This window comes from Candidatus Njordibacter sp. Uisw_056, from assembly GCF_047730085.1.
Taxonomy (GTDB): domain Bacteria; phylum Pseudomonadota; class Gammaproteobacteria; order Pseudomonadales; family Balneatricaceae; genus Njordibacter.
Genome location: NZ_CP159830.1, coordinates 1192296 through 1209960, shown reverse-complemented (window position 1 = coordinate 1209960; position 17665 = coordinate 1192296). Strand labels below are relative to the sequence as shown.

Here is a 17665-nt window from a genome sequence, read left to right as displayed (position 1 = left end):
ATTAAAAGGAATTCTCAATGAAAGGAAACATTATAGGTCAAGCGGACCTTCAGTCCTATCTATCGTTGGGATATTTTATGAATTCCTTAGCAAGGACTATCTGTTTAGCGTTGGTGATATTGGCAATTCCCGTCCAAACAGCTGCAGCTAAAAACTTACCAGTAATTAATATTCATAGCTCTAATGACATGAGCCTAGAAGATGAGTACCAACTTGGCAACATTATTGCTAGCAGCATCCGTAAACAACTTCCACTTTGGAATGATCTAGCAGCCCTAAAATTTATTAAAGACCTCACTCAGCCATTGATTAGTCGGAGCCAACTTAGCAATAAAAATACCCAAATTTTTCTAATACATGATGGCAAAATTAATGCTTTTGCCGCTCCTGGCGGAATTATTGGCATCAATACTGGGTTAATACAGCAAGCAGGTTCTGTAGACGAATTAGTAGCTGTACTTGCCCACGAAGTAGCTCACCTTAGTTTACGCCATTACGTGCAAACCCAAGCCCAAGAAAAAGCTCAAGCGCCCCTTTACTTAGGTGCTTTCATAGCATCTATATGGCTTGCAGGAAACATAAATGATGACATAGGAGAAGCTGGCATCTACGCCACTCAATCTGCTCTTCAGCGAAACCAACTAAGCTACAGCCGCCGTCACGAAAGAGAAGCAGACCGAATTGGTTTTGATTTAATGTATCAAAGCCCTTTTGATGTAACCCATATGCAGCGCTTATTACAACGTTTGCAATCACCTTACGTTAAGGATTCTCCTCAGTGGGAATGGGCCCGCAGCCACCCAATCAATAGTGAACGAGTAGCGGATATTAGCCAGCGTATTTTAATTTCCCAGCAGAGCCAGACCGAACATGGTTTTGATTTAGGCTTTGACTTGTTAAAAATTTACCAAACGATGACTCTATCAGGCCTTACCTCACCCTCGGTCAACCAACTAATGCAAAAGTTCGACCCACTGACCAACCATTACAGTACCTTAATTGCATTTTCTGAGGCTCTGATTAACCAAAATTCCGGCAAGTTAGTTTTAGCTAACCAACAATTAAAGGACTTAGCATTAAAACAACCTAATGCCACATTGATTTGGTATAGCTGGATGCAGAGCTTATTAACTCAGAAGCAGGCCCAAACAGTATTAAAGCAATTAACACTAAGAAAACTTAATCGCCGTGATAATAGTTTGTCGTTATGGATCAAAGCGCTCGCCCTACGCCAAAATATTCAACCAAGGGCTGCTGTTGATGTTTTATTAGCCCTATTAGATGACCACCCCACATGGATTTTAGGATGGCGCACGCTTGCTGAATGGGGCGCAGAAGACCAGCGCTTACAACTTAATCACATGGCCCAGTCCCGCTGGCACTTATTGCGCGGGGAAGCAAAACTGGCGCTTAAACAGGCACAATACGCCAGTCAGCAGCAGCCTGATAGTCAAGCAGGCTCAGTGTTAGAACAACAGCAAGAGGCCTTAAAGCTTCTAGCTGATCAAGCGCGGTTTAATTAGTTGCTGCAAAGTCCATGAGTCGTTGTAATGGCTTTAACGCCCGCTCCTGCAATCCTGCATCAATGACAATTTCATTCGTCCCAAACAACAATACCTGCTCTATTTTATCTAGATCATTCATTGCCATCCAAGGACAGTGAGCACAGCTTCGGCAGGTTGCACTATTTCCAGCCGTCGGGGCTTCCATTAGCATTTTGTCTGGGGCCGCCTGTTGCATTTTATAAAAAATGCCACGATCTGTTGCTACAATAAATTCTTTATTAGGCATCTCTTGTGCAGCTTTAATTAGCTGAGTGGTAGAGCCAACAAAGTCTGCAATCTCCACCATCGCATAAGAAGACTCAGGGTGGACCAATACTGCGGCATTAGGATAAACCTGCTTCAGCTGCTGTACACCAATAACTTTAAACTCATCATGGACTATGCACGAACCCTGCCACAGTAGCATTTCAGTGCCAGTTTGTTTCGCTATATAGCGTCCTAAATGCTGGTCTGGCCCCCATATTATGGGTTTACCCTCTGAGGCCAAATGCTCCATTAACTTTACCGCAATGCCCGAAGTAACCACCCAGTCTGCACGTGCTTTAACGGCTGCAGACGTGTTGGCATAAACAACAACAGTATGATCAGGATACGCATCACAGAAGGCTGTAAACTCTTCAGCAGGACAGCCAATATCAAGAGAGCAAGTGGCCTCTAAAGTGGGCACCAGCACTCGTTTTGTAGGGCTAAGAATTTTCGCAGTCTCACCCATAAAGTGAACGCCTGCCACAATTAAAGTAGATGATAAAGAGTGATTGCCAAAACGTGCCATTTCTAGGGAATCGGATACACAACCCCCTGTTTCTTCTGCTAACTCTTGGACTAGAGCATCAGTATAATAATGGGCTACTAAGGTTGCATCTTGCTGCTTAAGCAAACGTTTAATGCGTTGCTTTTGTGCGCCTACATCTTGTCCACTCGACATCGCTTGTAAATGCTCATGAGCTAGGTGTTCTTGCACCAGCACTCTTGCTGCAATCTGTTTTTGACTCATCATCAAGGCAGCACTTTGAGACATGCTAGTTTACCCTTTCTTGGGCTAAACGAGCAGCAGAAGAGTCTGGATACTCCTGGAGTACACGCTGCAGAAGCTGGTTTGCTTTATTATTATTGCCTACATTCTGGTAGGCAACTCCAGCTTTATATAACGCATCTGGAATCTTTCGATGACCAGGGAACTCACGTATTACATACTCAAAAGATTGGGCCGCCAAAGACGCATCACCTTGCACCATGTAAACCTCTCCTAACCAATAATGCACATTACCAACTAGTAAACCCTCGGGGAAGTCATTTAAAAAAGTTAATAACGCCTCAATCGAAGCATCATATTGCCGCTCTCTAATAAGCCCAAACGCAGCCTTATAAGCTAACTTTTCAATTTCAGGATCATAGGCTTCTTGAATGACTGCGGTTTGATCTAAGGCGATGGCGCCACCAAGTGAAGCACTAGTCAAATTGGTTTCACCCGTTTCACTCTTAGTATCAGAGACTTGTGAGTCGTCTATGACTTGGGGTGGTGTGGATAAGCTAACAATTCGCCGATCCAAATCTAAGTAGCGCTGTTTTTGATCCTTTTTAAGGCGCTCTAGATTATAGCTAAGTTCTTCTACTTGACCACGTAATTGCTGCAATTCGTACTGTAACATTTCAACAATATCAAACATTTGCGCATTAGCGTTATTATTGATAGGGGTGTCCACAGCAACTGCTTTAATAGGTTCTTCAACCACAGCCTGCGCAGGCTGTGGAATAGGAATAGGAATAGCAACAGCCTCAGTACCTATATCATTTGCCAAATCACTAACTGGCACAGAATTGTTGGCATTCACTTGAAATGAAAAAACCACCACAACGAACAAGAGAACAAAACGATTAAATATTTGAGACATCCAATAAACCTCAAAAACTCCAAGTTAAAAAACAAAAACCACCGTTATGCGAGCACAACGATGGTATTTAATGCGTGTAAAACACGCTACATTACTATTGTAGTGATTGTAACAAATACAGCTAATTAGTAATTAATGTAACGGATTTCTACCCTACGATTTTCAGACCAAGACGCGCTATCATGACCGGCATTAACTGGGCGTTCTTCGCCAAAACTGACGACTTCAATAGCATCTATAGAAACACCTTGGACTACTAGGTAGCGACTTACCGCATTGCCACGACGCTCGCCCAACGCAATATTATACTCTCGGGTTCCACGTTCATCAGCATGCCCTTCTAAAACGATACTCGCCGAAGGGTTTTGGCTTAAATACGCAGCATGGCCATTAAGCGCAGTGCGGAATTCAGCTTTAATGGTGGACTGGTCAAAATCAAAGTAGATGATATGAGCTAAGGCCTGCGCGGTGTCCTGCGCTTGCTGCTGCTTTTGAGCTGCAACTGCAGCTGCTTCGCTTGCAACCTGTTGTGCCACATCTGCTGCATCTGCTGCGGCTTTTGCTGCTTGAGCCTGGGCTTGACTTGCAGCCTCTTCTTGAGCTTCCACTATAGCTTCAGCAGCAGCTTTTGCTTCAGCTTCTGCAGTTGCTTGAGCTTGAGCTTCTGCTTCGGCTGTTGCTTGAGCTTCTGCCATTGCTTCGGCTTCAGCCAAAGCTTGAGCTTCTACAGCCGCTTGTGCGGCTTGGGTGCTAGCGGTTGCATCAGTGGTTTCACCCGTAGAGCTACAGGCAGCTAGAAATGCTACCAAGATACTGGAGGCGATGATTTTCCTTAAATTACCCACTTGCATGGACTTGCTCCTCAATAAATTTAATTTGTCGATCGAAAATTTGTGCGCTAATTCTATCATATATAATCTCCACACCACTAGGCCTACGGAAATACTCCTGGTTAATTCAAATAAGGCGACCATGCTGGTTCTCTAACCACACCTTCATTTGCAGGGATATTAAACTTTACTTTGCCATCTATCGATACAGCCGCCAAAATATCTCTCCCACCGTCTTGGGTGGAATAAATTACCATGCTGCCGTTTGGCGCCACACTTGGTGACTCATCTAAGCTTGTTTGGGTTAATAAGGACATAGTGCCTCGCTGTAAATCTTGTACGGCGATATGGAACTGCGAATCATGACGGCTAACAAGCACCAAAAAACGGCCATCATGAGTTAAACTGCCACGGGCGTTGTAGTCACCTTCAAACGTTAAGCGCTCTACCCAGCCAGAATCTAACGTCACTTGGTATATTTGCGGTTTACCTCCTCTATCAGAGGTAAACAAGATATTCTTACCATCTACACTCCAAGAAGGTTCCGTATCAATACCATAATGTTTTGTTACCCTGGTAAGCCGATTAGTGGTTAAATCTAAGACGTATATCTCTGCATTACCATCTTTAGACAAAACTATCGCTAACTTACTGCCATCTGGAGACCAAGCAGGTGCACCGTTAATGCCTTTAAAAGACTTAATGCGTTCACGCTTACCGGTAGTAATATCTTGAACGTAAATGGCAGGTCTGTTTGTTTCAAAAGACACATAGGCCAGCTTACTCGCATCTCGAGACCAAGATGGTGACATAATGGGCTGATTTGATTTAAGAATCTCTTTAGCATTATATCCGTCGGCATCTGCTACTAAAAGTTTATAGTAACTAGGATTAACTTTTTTGTCGGCTGCAACATAAGCTATACGGGTTCTAAAAGCACCTTTAAGCCCAGTTAACGCTTCATATACGGCATCACTGACAGAATGTGCAAGAGCGCGTAGATCATTTTTACCCCCAGTAAAACGGGCACCAGCAACAGATTCTTGACGCTGTACGTCAAAGAGTTGGTAATCAACTTGATAACCCCCATCATCTGTTGGCAAAACTTGACCTATGATAAGGTATTCAGTTGCTAGGTAGCTCCAATCACGAAAGTAAATATCTTCTTTTTGATAAGGAAAGCTAAGCATCAACGACCGTTTTAGGGATTTAAATTGGCCACTACGCTCCAGATCTGCATCAACAACCTGGGCCACATCCTCATTCAAAGCACTGTCACCAGACCACTGAAATGGAACCACCGCAATGGGTACAGGATTATCAACACCCTGAGTTATTTCAATAACTAACTCTGAAGACCACGCTGAAAGCGACAACAGTAAGGTAAAGACTGCGGATGAAAATACCAAAAAGGGGTTAGATTTTGGTATTCTTATAGTTGAATGAACCATTTTTTTTACTCGCATCACAATCTCAAATCCTCTGGTTTAAACTTAACGGTGAATTGGCGGAAGTTAGCATCAAATAGTACTGAGTTCAGCTGGCTTAATTTATCAAACCGCCTTACTTTTTTAATAGCCTTTACTACCGACGATACAAATGCATCTGTGGCACTTGGGTCACGATAACTTACTTCTACATTAACAACTTCACCCGTGGGAACAAGGTATATAATAAGCTCAACAACCATGCCATTACGAGCATTAGCTGGTCGAACCCACTTGACCCCAATTTCATCTCTTATATAGTTTACTGCAGAGCCTACTGCTTGACCATTGGTGATCTGCTGCTCCAGAGCGTCAGCCTGCGCCTCTTCTTCATCTAATAGACTTTCTAATGCTTGCTCAACTTTAGCTAATTCTTGAGCTGCTTTTTTATCTGCTGCTTTCTGGTCTGCTAATTTTTTGTCTGCTCTCTTATCTGCTGCTTTCTTATCTGCTGCTTTCTTATCTGCTGCTTTCTTATCTGCTGCTTTCTTATCTGCTGTTTTCTTATCTGCTGCTTTCTTATCTGCTGCTTTCTTATCTGCTGCTTTCTTGTCTGCTGCTTTCTTGTCTGCTGCTTTCTTGTCTGCTGCTTTCTTATCTGCTGCTTTCTTATCTGCTGCTTTCTTATCTGCTGCTTTCTTGTCTGCTGCTTTTTTAGCTGCTGCTTGCTTATCTGCTGCTTGCTTATCTGCTGCTTTTTTAGCTGCTGTTTTCTTGTCTGCTGTTTTCTTGTCTGCTGCTTGCTTATCTGCTGCTTTTTTAGCTGCTGCTTTCTTATCTGCTGTTTTCTTATCTGCTGTTTTCTTATCTGCTGCTTTCTTATCTGCTACTTTTTTATCTGCTGTTTTCTTATCTGCTACTTTTTTATCTGCTGTTTTCTTATCTGCTGTTTTCTTATCTGCTGTTTTCTTATCTGCTGCTTTCTTATCTGCTGCTTTCTTATCTGCTGTTTTCTTATCTGCTGCTTTCTTATCTGCTGCTTTCTTATCTGCTGCTTTTTTAGCTGCTGCTTTTTTAGCTGCTGCTTTCTTAGCTGCTGCTTTTTTAGCTGCTGCTTTCTTTATTGCCGCAGAATCAACTAATTTTTGCTGAGCCAGCAAAGAATCTAAGTCAATTAGTGTTGCTTCAACCCGTTGCTTCACTTGCACAGGCGGGATGCGCTGACTACTACTTTGCCACTCCGACATAACAATAAAAGCAACAACAACATGCACAATCAGTGCAAATATACTTGGTAGAATATAAGTGTGGTCTAATTTCACGGACTTTCCGAAACCAAACCGACACTTTGGGCACCAGCCTGCTGCAGCACTGTCATAATTTCAACTATGTGGCCATATTCTATCGCCCTATCACCCCTCAAAAGCACTGGTGTATTTGGTGCACGTTGTAATATTTTCCCCACTTGTGCGCCAATGCGCTCTAAGGTAACGGGCTGTTTGTTATTTTCACCCAATTCTAGATAGTAATCGCCCAACTTGGTCACCGATATAACTAAGGGCTCCGATACCTCATCGCTTGCTACTGGGTCAGATTTAGCTTGGGGTAAATCTACACTTACCCCCTGAGTCAGCATTGGCGCAGTCACCATAAATATGACAAGCAGCACCATCATTACGTCAATGTAGGGTACTACATTTATTTCTGCGTTAGGTTTATGGCGCTTAGTTCTAGGCCGTCTAATAGTACTCATAGTGCAACCTATAGCTCAGATGCGTGGGCTTTGCGGTGTAAAATGCTCGAAAACTCTTCCGCAAAAGTCTCATAACTAGAGAGTATGGAATCTACCGTGTGCGAGAATCGATTGTAGGCAATAACTGCAGGTATAGCAGCGAACAAACCCATTGCCGTAGCAATTAAGGCTTCAGAAATTCCAGGCGCTACGGTAGCCAAAGTAGCTTGATGTGCATTAGCAAGCCCTCTAAAAGAATTCATAATGCCCCAGACTGTTCCAAATAAGCCTACGTATGGGCTGACAGAACCTACACTTGCTAAAAATGATAAGTGGGCTTCTAGCTTCTCTTCTTCTTTCGAAATAGCCACCCGCATAGCACGCTGAACACCCTCCATAACGGCATCACCATCAGCGTCGGTTTGCTGCCTTAACCGAGTAAACTCTTTTATACCAGCCCGAAAAATATTTTCTGCCCCATTGTTTGGGTTCGGCTCTGCACTAACTTGGCGGAATAATTGACTAAGATCAATGCCTGACCAAAACTGTTCTTCAAATGCTTTCATGTTAGTGCGGGCAAATTTTAGGGCCCTTTGGCGCTGGAATATCATCACCCAAGACATGACAGATGCAATCAACAACAAAAGCATGACCATTTGAACCAAAAAGCTGGCATTCAAAATCAAACTCAACACTGACATTTTATTGTCCACAGACGATTCCCCTTCAAGGCCTTGCACTGTTTTTGTGCAAAGCTGATACACGATATAGTTTTTCAAACACGGAAATTTTAGGTTAAGATTCGCGCGTCATCAAATATTTAATATTTAACTTACTAGTAATAATACCATTATAAACACCAAGTTAGCTCGATAAGTCTTTCTTTGAGCAGTGCCTTGGTAAAAAGTTCCGCACACTGAGGTACCAATCTAAATTTAGGTATTAACTTTAGGGGGAGCAAACCCAAAGTGTTCATAGGCGCGATCAGTTACAATCCTACCTCGAGGCGTACGCATAATAAAACCCTGCTGTATTAAGTAGGGTTCAAGCACATCTTCTATGGTTTCTCTTTGCTCACTGAGTGCAGCTGCCAAATTATCAATGCCAACAGGCCCACCAGCAAACTTTTCAATAATGGCTAACATCAAACACCTATCCATGTGGTCAAAGCCAAGGTGATCTACATTTAGCATGTTTAACGCTTTGTCTGCCACATAATCACTAATAACACCATCAAATTTAACTTCTGCATAGTCTCTAGTTCTGCGTAAAAGCCGATTTGCAATTCGCGGAGTGCCTCGAGATCTGCGAGCCACTTCAGCAGCGCCAGCGGCTTCCATTTGAACCTCAGACAAATATGCAGAACGCGTCACTATTGTGGTTAAATCTTCTACTGAATAATATTCAAGCCGCTGAGTAATACCAAACCGATCACGCAACGGAGACGTAAGAGACCCCGCACGTGTCGTTGCGCCAACTAATGTAAAAGGTGGTAAATCAAGCTTAATTGATCTTGCAGCTGGCCCTTCTCCTATCATGATGTCTAACTGATAGTCTTCCATTGCCGGATAAAGAATTTCTTCTATGACCGGATTCAATCGATGAATTTCATCAATAAATAATACATCACCAGCTTCTAGATTAGTAAGCATCGCTGCTAAATCACCAGCTTTCTCTAACACTGGGCCTGACGTTGTTTTTAAATCGCCACCCATTTCATTAGCAATAATATGAGCCAGTGTGGTTTTTCCAAGGCCAGGAGGCCCATAGATCAACGTGTGATCTAATGCTTCAGCTCGCCCTTTTGCTGCAGCAATGTATATCGACATTTGTTCTTGAACTACAGGTTGACCAATATAATCTTTCAGTGCCTTTGGCCTAAGTGCCCGCTCTAAATGGTCTTCACCTAACTGACTTACCGATTCTACGGGTGAGCCAAAACGATCCGCTTCTATCATGCTACTCCCATCATCATTAACACTTGTTAATTTCTCTTAACAGCAACCTAATAAAGTGTGCCAAGCACACAATAACCCAGTTTATATCATTCCTTTTAACGATAAGCGGATGAGGTCTTCACAACTTCCATGTGGCGCAGATCTTATAGCTGCTGTGACAGCTTTAGCAGCTTGTACCGGTTTGTAACCTAAAGCCACTAAAGCACTTTCAGCTTCTGATTGAGCACTAACAGTTGATAGTGTTGGTTTAATAACCCCAGATTGACCTCCTCCATTATCCCCAGTTTGCCACGATGCCAGCTTATCACCTAGTTCTAAAACTAAGCGCTCAGCAGTTTTTTTACCCACGCCAGGAATTTTTACTAAAGTGGCTGAATCTTGATGTTGAACACAGTAGCAAAAGGCATGGGCGTCCATACCAGACAAAATAGCCAAAGCTAATTTAGGGCCTACACCATTAACCTTTATTAAAATTCGAAACAGGCTTCTTTCTTCTAATTGAGAGAAGCCAAAAAGTAGTTGAGCATCTTCACGCACAACAAAGTGAGTATGCAATACGGCTGTGTCGCCTTCAGCAGGTAATTGGCAAAAACTGTTAAACGAGATTTCAATTTCATAAGCCACTCCATGCACGTCTACAACCACCTGAGCAGGCTGCTTATGCATTAAGATGCCGCTAATACGTGCAATCATTTTAATCGCCTTATGTCGATATGGGTTTTACCAAACGCGTCCACGTCGGCTTCCCTTAAGTTCATTAAGTACCACTTGTCTTTTAGCATTTGCAGGGCTGCGACTGGTGGCCAAGCGGACAAGGCTTGCATGCGTGTTAGCATGGCATATCGCAATAGCCAAAGCGTCTGCAGCATCTTCTTGAGGCAACCCTGGTAGCTTAAGTAAGCGAGCCACCATTTCTTGCACTTGGTTTTTAGCTGCTGCTCCGTTACCTACAACAGCTTGTTTTACTTGACGCGCCGAGTATTCAGAAACAGGCAGCCCATGGTTAACTGCAACCACCATAGCAACGCCCCGAGCTTGGCCAAGCTTAAGAGCTGAATCAGCATTGCGAGCCATAAACACTTGTTCGATCGCGAATTCTTGTGGCACATAGGTTTCAATGATTTCATCAATGCCACGATATATCTGTCCTAGCCGCCCAGCCAATTCATCACCGGACACTTTTATATGACCGCTTGCAACATAGGTGCGCGTTGCACCTACCGCATTAATAATGCCATAGCCAGTTTTACGAGAGCCTGGGTCAATTCCTAATATGAGCGCCATAAGGAAGCATTCGCTAGTGAAGTTAATGATAGGTCAATACTAGCAAATACTGTACAAAATCACAGTAGTTTTTTTACCAGCTTCACAGCAAACACAAAAAAGGCCCAACAGGTCAGTGGTGGGCCTTTTTAACTGCCAGCCGGCTAATACCAACTAAAGCAAGCGTTATTCGGCAGTTACTTTTTCACGTAGTTTAATGTTCAACTCGCGAAGTTGCTTCGTTGCTACAATGCCTGGCGCCTGGGTCATAACACACGCAGCACTTTGGGTTTTAGGGAAGGCAATCACTTCACGTATTGAGTTAGACCCTGTCATTAACATAACTAAGCGATCCAGACCAAACGCCAAACCACCATGTGGAGGACAGCCATACTTCAAGGCGTCTAATAAGAATCCAAACTTCTCCTGCTGCTCTTCTGGGGCAATATTTAATAGCTCAAAGACTTTAGTTTGCATGTCTTGCTGGTGAATACGAATGGAGCCTCCACCTAACTCAGTGCCGTTAAGTACCATGTCGTAGGCTCTAGACAGGCCTGTTAGTGGAGAGGCCTGTAACTCCTCTGGTGTGCAGGAAGGTGCTGTGAATGGGTGGTGAATAGCTGTGATACCGCCATCTGAAGTGGCTTCAAACATTGGAAAGTCTACTACCCACAAAGGCGCCCACTCACAGGTCATGAGATTAAGATCTTCGCCAAGCTTACAGCGCAATGCGCCTAGAGCTTCGTTAACTATTTTTTCGCTGTCTGCACCAAAGAAAATTAAGTCGCCATCTTTAGCATCCAAGCGGTCAAGCAGTGCAGCACGCACTTCTAAAGGCAAAAATTTAACAATAGGTGATTGCAAACCTTCTTCTAGGTCGACCGCGTTATTTACTTTGATATACGCCAAACCACGCGCACCATAAATGCCCACAAACTTAGTATAAATATCAATTTGTTTACGGGTTAAGCTGGCGCCGTTAGGCACCTTAAGACCAGCTACCCTGCCATTTAAATCATTAGCTGGACCAGCAAAAACTTTAAAGTCCACGTCTTTCATCAGATCACTGACAGTAACTAGCTGCAACGGGATACGTAGGTCAGGTTTGTCACTGCCATAGGTTTCCATCGCCTCACTGTAAGGCATACTTGGAAAAGCACCTAAATCTACATTAATCTGGCTCTTAAATAGCTCTACCACCATTTTTTCAGTAATAGCCATAATCTGAGCTTCATCCATGAAGGATGTTTCGATGTCTATTTGGGTGAATTCTGGTTGCCGGTCAGCGCGCAAATCTTCATCACGGAAACATTTGGCAATCTGATAATACCGATCCATACCAGACACCATCAACAGTTGTTTGAACAACTGTGGTGACTGAGGCAATGCAAAAAAGTGGCCTTCGTGAGTCCGACTGGGTACCAAGTAATCACGTGCTCCTTCTGGTGTGGCGCGAGTCAATATAGGCGTTTCAATGTCTAAGAAGCCATTTTGATCTAAAAAATTGCGGATAAAAGTGCTAACCTTAGAGCGCAGTTTAAGTTTTGCTGCCATTTCTGGCCGACGTAAGTCAACGTAACGATACTTTAAGCGAACGTCTTCACCAACAGACTGATGCTCATCTAACTGGAATGGAGGGGTTTCAGATTTGTTAAGAATCTCAAATTCTTGACCTAAGACTTCCACTGCACCTGTTGGCATTTCAGGATTATCAGTGCCGGCAGGGCGAGCACGAACTAAGCCTTTAACCTTGACCACAAATTCATTTCGGCAGGAGTCTGCTAAAGCAAAGCATTCTTCTCGATCTGGGTCAAACACTACCTGCACGATACCTTCTCGATCCCGCAGGTCTAGGAAAATAACACCTCCGTGATCACGTCGACGATGAACCCAACCGCAGAGGGTGATTTGTTGGTCAACATCGCTGGCTCTTAGTTCGCCGCAATAATGGCTTCGCATAATTGTACTTCCTAAATCTTAAATAGTATTAATAGGTGTTAGTTTGAGTCGCTAGTAGCACTTGAGCTTTTTGTATCACTTGAGCTTTTTGTATCACCCGCTAAATTCTTTTTGGCACCAGTTTTAAAGTCTGTTTCATACCAACCTTGACCCTTAAGCCTAAAGCCGGCTGCAGAAATTTGTTTACGATACTGATCTTTACCACATTGAGGGCAATCTGTTAAAGGCGCATCGCTTAATTTTTGTAATACGTCCTTACCAAAACCACATCCTTGGCAGAGGTATTCATAGATAGGCATTGTCTACTCCAGCCGAACATCTAAAAGCCGGAAATTATACCCCATTCCACCGCCTCAGAGGCAGCAGAAAATGCACCTTTATCACCCATTAGTGCAACTATTGCCTTTTTATTCCTAATTTAGCTGTGAAAGGCATTTATCCTAACGCCATGGCAACATACAATAGCGGCTTATATTTTTCGTTTCTATTGGATTCATTACCCCATGCGCGCCAGCCAGTTTTTAATTGCTACTCAAAAAGAAACCCCTGCAGATGCAGAAGTTATCAGCCATCAACTTATGCTTCGAGCCGGTTTAATTCGCCGCTTAGCTTCAGGGCTTTATACATGGCTGCCTATGGGTTTACGCAGCATTCGTAAAGTTGAACGTATTGTCCGGGAAGAGCTAGATGCGGCAGGAGCTCAAGAATTATTAATGCCTGCGGTTCAACCTGCCGAACTCTGGCAAGAATCAGGTCGTTGGCAACAATATGGTCCTGAACTTTTGCGCTTAAAAGACCGTCACCAGAGAGATTTTTGCATAGGCCCTACACATGAAGAAGTAATTACCGACATGGTGCGCAAGGAAATTCATAGCTATAAGAGCTTGCCGATGAACTTTTATCAAATTCAAACCAAATTTAGGGACGAGGTACGACCTCGCTTTGGCGTAATGCGTTCACGCGAATTCATTATGAAGGACGCTTACTCGTTTCACTTAGGCCAAGAGTCCCTGCAGCAAACCTATAATTCCATGCATATTGCCTATAGCAATATTTTCACTCGCTTAGGTTTAAACTTTCGGGCTGTGAGGGCAGATTCTGGCAGTATAGGTGGTGACGCTTCACAAGAGTTTCATGTACTGGCGCGATCTGGCGAAGATGATATAGCGTTTAGCAACAATACTAACAGCAGCTTTGCTGCCAATGTAGAGACTGCAGAGGCTATGCTGCCTGTTGCACTGCGCTTAGCGCCGAGCAAGGCTATGGGGAAAATTCATACTCCGAACCAAAAAACCATAGATAGTGTGTGTGAGTTTTTAGGCTTAGCTAAAGATCAAAGCCTTAAGACACTTGTCGTTCTTGGCACTGCTGACGACGAAGGCCATCACCCCTTAGTCGCTTTATTGTTGCGTGGCGATCACAACATGAATGACATTAAAGCTGAGAAGCACCCTATGATCGCTGCGCCACTAACTATGGCACCAGAACAACGAATTATTGATGAATTAGGTACACAGCCAGGATCTATAGGGCCAGTTGGCTTATCTATTTCTATTATTGCAGACCGAGCTGTTACGGTAATGAGCGACTTTACTGCTGGTGCAAACGAGGCGGGCTATCACTTTACCAACATTAATTGGCAGCGCGATTGCAGCTATAGCGATGTTGCCGATATTCGCAACGTAGTTGCAGGTGACCCTAGCCCTTGTGGCCATGGTGAAATTGAAATCAAACGCGGCATTGAAGTAGGCCATATTTTTCAATTGGGCGATAAGTACTCAAGGGCAATGAATGCTACGGTGTTAAACGAAAACGGCAAACCTCAATTTATGCAAATGGGTTGTTATGGTATTGGCATCACCCGCGTGGTAGCTGCCTGCATTGAACAGAACTTTGATGACAAGGGCATTATGTGGCCCCTAGCCCTTGCGCCTTTTGAAGTGGCACTTATTCCACTTAATTATGAAAAATCAGAAGCTGTTCGCGCTGCAACAGACACCCTTTACAGTGAGCTCAAGGCAGCAGGCATCGACGTCATCATGGACGACAGAGCAATGCGACCAGGAGTGAAATTTGCCGATGCTGAGCTAATAGGGCTGCCCCATCGTGTGGTAATTGGAGACCGCGGTTTAGAAAGTGGCACGTTGGAATATCGTAATCGTCGCTCTGAATCGAATGAGGACATGCCTTTAGAAGGTGCCTTAGCCTTTATCAAAGCAAAACTAGGCCGTTAATGATGAGTGTAACTCTCTACCACAATCCCCGATGTTCTAAGTCTCGCGCTACCTTAGCTTTATTGGCAGCCAACGGTGTTATCCCAAACATTCGTCTATACCTAGAGCAGGTTCCAAGTACGCAAGAACTAGAGGAGTTGTTATCCATGTTGGGTATGAATGATGCTCGTGATCTTATGAGAAAAGGTGAAGAGGCTTATAAGCTAAATCAGCTTGATAGCATTCATCTTACCCAAGCTGAATTGATTACTACAATGGTTAACTACCCTAAGCTGATCGAAAGGCCTATTGCTATTCATCAAGGCCAAGCTCGTATTGGTCGCCCACCTGAATCTGTTTTGGAGATTTTGTAATGCAGTACCAAAAAAAACGTCAATACTCTCGTGTTATAAGCCTTTCAGCCTACATTGCGCTAATAGCCTATTTTGTCATTAGCACTCTGGCGCACCCCTATGCAGAAATTGGCAGTATCGTTATCATTGGCATTAAGTGCTTCCCTTTACTAGGTTTTGCGCTTGCCATGTACAAGCAACACTTGCGCCAATTAGCATGGATGTGTTTTGTACTATTAATTTATTTCACGATAGAGATAATGTACGTGCCAGTTAATGGTGTTTTAGGTGCTTTTATCATCACTCTACTTTATACCAGTACCATGCTACACATCCGCTGGCATAACCGCGCTAATGAAGAAGCCAAAGCGACTTAAAGTTAAACCCTTAATAATAATCCGCCCCCTAGGCAACACTCAGAGCAAGGGAAGCTAACCCCTACTCAAGGGTTAGCCTTTTAAATCTTTCTCACTACCTTGATCAAGTTTTGTTAACGTTACAAAAAATTAGCGCTGGAGCGAACTGGTTTAAGCTATACTTGGGCTATGACATACAGCCAACTCATCAAACTAGCCACCTGGGCCTCGGTAGTTGTCGCCCTTAGCTTAATTGTTATCAAAACATGGGCATGGGATGAAACCCAAAGTGTCAGCTTGCTAGCCTCTTTAATAGACTCCATCATGGATAGCGCGGCTGCGTTAATTAATTTCTTCGCAGTGCGTTATGCAATGGCCCCCGCTGACAAAGAACATCGCTTTGGCCATGGCAAGGCAGAGGCACTGGCAGGCCTCGCACAAGCCTTATTAATTCTAGGATCAATTGGGTTGTTGCTTTCACAGACCTTAGGTCGTTTGTGGGACCCCGTGGTAATTGAAAACACCCCATTTGGCATTATTGTTATGGCTGCTAGCATGGGGCTTACCGGCGCTTTGGTATTATTACAACGGCAGGTTGTAAAACAAACTAAATCTACTGCAATTGAGGCTGACTCACTTCACTATACCTCAGATTTATTAATGAATCTTGGCGTTATCATCGCACTGGTCTTAGCAACCTATGGACATTACGGTGCCGACCCTTATTTAGCATTAAGTATTGGCGCATACGTCATTTACAGTGCTTGGGGCATTGCAAAAACAGCGTTTGATTTATTACTAGACCATGAGTTAAGTGATGAGCAACGGCAGCATATTACACAGATGGCCATAACACACCCACTGGTGATGGGCATGCATGACCTTCGCACCAGACAATCTGGCCACATGCAGTTTATTCAATTACATTTAGAGCTTCAAGACAGGATGCTGTTAATTCAAGCCCACGATGTAGCCGACGAGATAGAACTTCGAATCCTACAACTCTTCCCATATGCTGACGTCATTATTCATCTTGACCCTGTCAGTATTGCAGACAAAGAGGTTCATGCTAAAACAGAGCGCTTTACCACCCTGTCACAATAACTGAGCACAAAAAAATGCCTTGTTTTAAAACAAGGCATTTAGCAATATTCAGTGGCCTAAGTAACATTACTAAGACGAACTAAAGTAATTTTTTGGGTTATTTGCTCAACTTACGCATGGCGGCGAGTGCGCTGACGCTTCTCTTGACGATCAAAGCTCTCTTGTTCCTTAGGCAGTCGACGTTTTACTTTCTTTGGGCGCATACCCACAAATTGAGAAAGCGCGTTAATGTCTGGCTGTGGCATTTCCATCCACATACCAGCCCTAAGCTGAGGTGGCATAAATACATTACCATAACGTACACGTTTTAAACGGTTCACTCTTAAACCTTGAGATTCCCACAAACGGCGCACTTCGCGGTTACGGCCTTCCATAATAACCACGTGGTACCAGCGGTTGATGCCTTCACCACCAAATTCTTGGATATCATTAAACCGAGCCATACCGTCGTCTAACAATACCCCCTTGTGCATAGTGTTCACTTGTTCCATTGTCACATGCCCCATGACACGAACAGCGTATTCGCGCTCAATAGTGGTCGATGGGTGCATTAATGAATTTGCCAGCTCACCATCAGTGGTAAACAACAATAGCCCTGAAGTATTTATGTCTAAACGACCCACAGCGATCCAGCGTTCGCCTTTTAAGCGCGGCAGCTTATCAAATACAGTGGAGCGATTTTCTGGGTCTGAACGAGTAACAATTTCACCTTCAGGCTTGTTATAAATAAGTACCCTGCGTTCAATATTATTAGGCGACACCAAGTCTACCTGCCTGCCATCCACAGAAATATGATCACGCCAGGTAACACGATCCCCCAATTGGGCCTTTTCTTTATTGATAGTTACTCGCCCTGCCGCAATCCAACGCTCCATTTCTCGGCGTGAACCTACACCTGCTCGGGCAAGTACTTTTTGAAGTTTTTCGTCGCTGGCTTTTTCTTCGACGAGTTCTGAAATTTCCACAAGGGGAAGGTCTTGATCTGTCATGATAGTCCCATCAATACAGTTAAT

Annotated in this window: 18 protein-coding genes; 5 read left to right on the top strand and 13 right to left on the bottom strand. The window is 43.8% G+C overall.

Features of this window, described 5'->3' with window-relative positions:
* The first annotated feature begins 17 nt into the window (after positions 1 to 17).
* Positions 18 to 1523, top strand: a complete 1506-nt coding sequence (locus ABXT60_RS05935) for a M48 family metallopeptidase (protein ID WP_443631821.1) — start codon at positions 18 to 20, stop codon at positions 1521 to 1523.
* On the opposite strand, the gene nadA is transcribed toward ABXT60_RS05935, so the two are convergent.
* From nadA to ABXT60_RS05875, 12 genes are all read right to left on the bottom strand, one after another.
* Positions 1516 to 2562, bottom strand: a complete 1047-nt coding sequence (nadA, locus tag ABXT60_RS05930) for a quinolinate synthase NadA (RefSeq protein ID WP_443632073.1) — start codon at positions 2560 to 2562, stop codon at positions 1516 to 1518. The two genes, ABXT60_RS05935 and nadA, sit on opposite strands and share 8 nt — an antisense overlap.
* Positions 2563 to 2584: 22 nt before the next feature.
* Positions 2585 to 3457 (bottom strand): tol-pal system protein YbgF, encoded by an 873-nt coding sequence (gene ybgF / locus ABXT60_RS05925; RefSeq protein WP_443631820.1) that lies wholly within the window; start codon positions 3455 to 3457, stop codon positions 2585 to 2587.
* A gap of 125 nt (positions 3458 to 3582) precedes the next feature.
* Complete coding sequence (gene pal, locus ABXT60_RS05920; RefSeq protein WP_443631819.1) at positions 3583 to 4308, bottom strand: peptidoglycan-associated lipoprotein Pal; 726 nt, start codon at positions 4306 to 4308, stop codon at positions 3583 to 3585.
* Positions 4309 to 4409: 101 nt separating this feature from the next.
* Positions 4410 to 5738, bottom strand: a complete 1329-nt coding sequence (tolB, locus tag ABXT60_RS05915) for a Tol-Pal system beta propeller repeat protein TolB (protein ID WP_443631818.1) — start codon at positions 5736 to 5738, stop codon at positions 4410 to 4412.
* A gap of 14 nt (positions 5739 to 5752) precedes the next feature.
* Positions 5753 to 7036 carry a histone H1-like repetitive region-containing protein gene (locus tag ABXT60_RS05910; RefSeq protein ID WP_443631817.1) on the bottom strand — a complete coding sequence of 428 codons (1284 nt, stop codon included), beginning with the start codon at positions 7034 to 7036 and terminating at the stop codon, positions 5753 to 5755.
* Positions 7033 to 7467 carry a protein TolR gene (gene tolR, locus ABXT60_RS05905; RefSeq protein ID WP_443631816.1) on the bottom strand — a complete coding sequence of 145 codons (435 nt, stop codon included), beginning with the start codon at positions 7465 to 7467 and terminating at the stop codon, positions 7033 to 7035. Before tolR ends, ABXT60_RS05910 begins: the two co-directional genes overlap by 4 nt.
* 8 nt (positions 7468 to 7475) lie before the next feature.
* Positions 7476 to 8147 (bottom strand): protein TolQ, encoded by a 672-nt coding sequence (tolQ, locus tag ABXT60_RS05900; RefSeq protein WP_443632072.1) that lies wholly within the window; start codon positions 8145 to 8147, stop codon positions 7476 to 7478.
* A 234-nt stretch (positions 8148 to 8381) separates the two neighbouring features.
* The gene (gene ruvB / locus ABXT60_RS05895; RefSeq protein WP_443631815.1) at positions 8382 to 9404 is read right to left on the bottom strand and encodes a Holliday junction branch migration DNA helicase RuvB; all 1023 of its coding nucleotides are present in this window, start codon (positions 9402 to 9404) and stop codon (positions 8382 to 8384) included.
* A gap of 81 nt (positions 9405 to 9485) precedes the next feature.
* Positions 9486 to 10097, bottom strand: coding sequence for a Holliday junction branch migration protein RuvA (ruvA, locus tag ABXT60_RS05890; protein WP_443631814.1), 612 nt, complete (start codon positions 10095 to 10097; stop codon positions 9486 to 9488).
* A 27-nt stretch (positions 10098 to 10124) separates the two neighbouring features.
* Positions 10125 to 10688 carry a crossover junction endodeoxyribonuclease RuvC gene (gene ruvC / locus ABXT60_RS05885; protein WP_443631813.1) on the bottom strand — a complete coding sequence of 188 codons (564 nt, stop codon included), beginning with the start codon at positions 10686 to 10688 and terminating at the stop codon, positions 10125 to 10127.
* A gap of 165 nt (positions 10689 to 10853) precedes the next feature.
* Entirely contained in the window at positions 10854 to 12626 is a 1773-nt protein-coding gene (gene aspS / locus ABXT60_RS05880; protein ID WP_443631812.1) for an aspartate--tRNA ligase, read from the bottom strand.
* 38 nt (positions 12627 to 12664) lie between these two features.
* The gene (locus ABXT60_RS05875) at positions 12665 to 12925 is read right to left on the bottom strand and encodes an FmdB family zinc ribbon protein (RefSeq protein WP_443631811.1); all 261 of its coding nucleotides are present in this window, start codon (positions 12923 to 12925) and stop codon (positions 12665 to 12667) included.
* 204 nt (positions 12926 to 13129) lie between these two features.
* Between ABXT60_RS05875 and ABXT60_RS05870 the strand changes: the two genes are divergently transcribed.
* From ABXT60_RS05870 to ABXT60_RS05855, 4 genes are all read left to right on the top strand, one after another.
* A complete protein-coding gene (locus ABXT60_RS05870) occupies positions 13130 to 14860 on the top strand; it encodes a proline--tRNA ligase (protein WP_443631810.1) in 1731 nt (576 codons plus the stop codon).
* A complete protein-coding gene (gene arsC, locus ABXT60_RS05865) occupies positions 14860 to 15213 on the top strand; it encodes an arsenate reductase (glutaredoxin) (protein ID WP_443631809.1) in 354 nt (117 codons plus the stop codon). Before ABXT60_RS05870 ends, arsC begins: the two co-directional genes overlap by 1 nt.
* Complete coding sequence (locus tag ABXT60_RS05860) at positions 15213 to 15569, top strand: DUF2069 domain-containing protein (RefSeq protein ID WP_443631808.1); 357 nt, start codon at positions 15213 to 15215, stop codon at positions 15567 to 15569. The genes arsC and ABXT60_RS05860 overlap by 1 nt, the downstream gene beginning before the upstream one ends.
* 168 nt (positions 15570 to 15737) lie before the next feature.
* Positions 15738 to 16652, top strand: a complete 915-nt coding sequence (locus ABXT60_RS05855) for a cation diffusion facilitator family transporter (RefSeq protein ID WP_443631807.1) — start codon at positions 15738 to 15740, stop codon at positions 16650 to 16652.
* Positions 16653 to 16762: 110 nt separating this feature from the next.
* On the opposite strand, the gene rluB is transcribed toward ABXT60_RS05855, so the two are convergent.
* Positions 16763 to 17641 carry a 23S rRNA pseudouridine(2605) synthase RluB gene (gene rluB, locus ABXT60_RS05850; protein WP_443631806.1) on the bottom strand — a complete coding sequence of 293 codons (879 nt, stop codon included), beginning with the start codon at positions 17639 to 17641 and terminating at the stop codon, positions 16763 to 16765.
* Between the last annotated feature and the right edge of the window lie 24 nt (positions 17642 to 17665).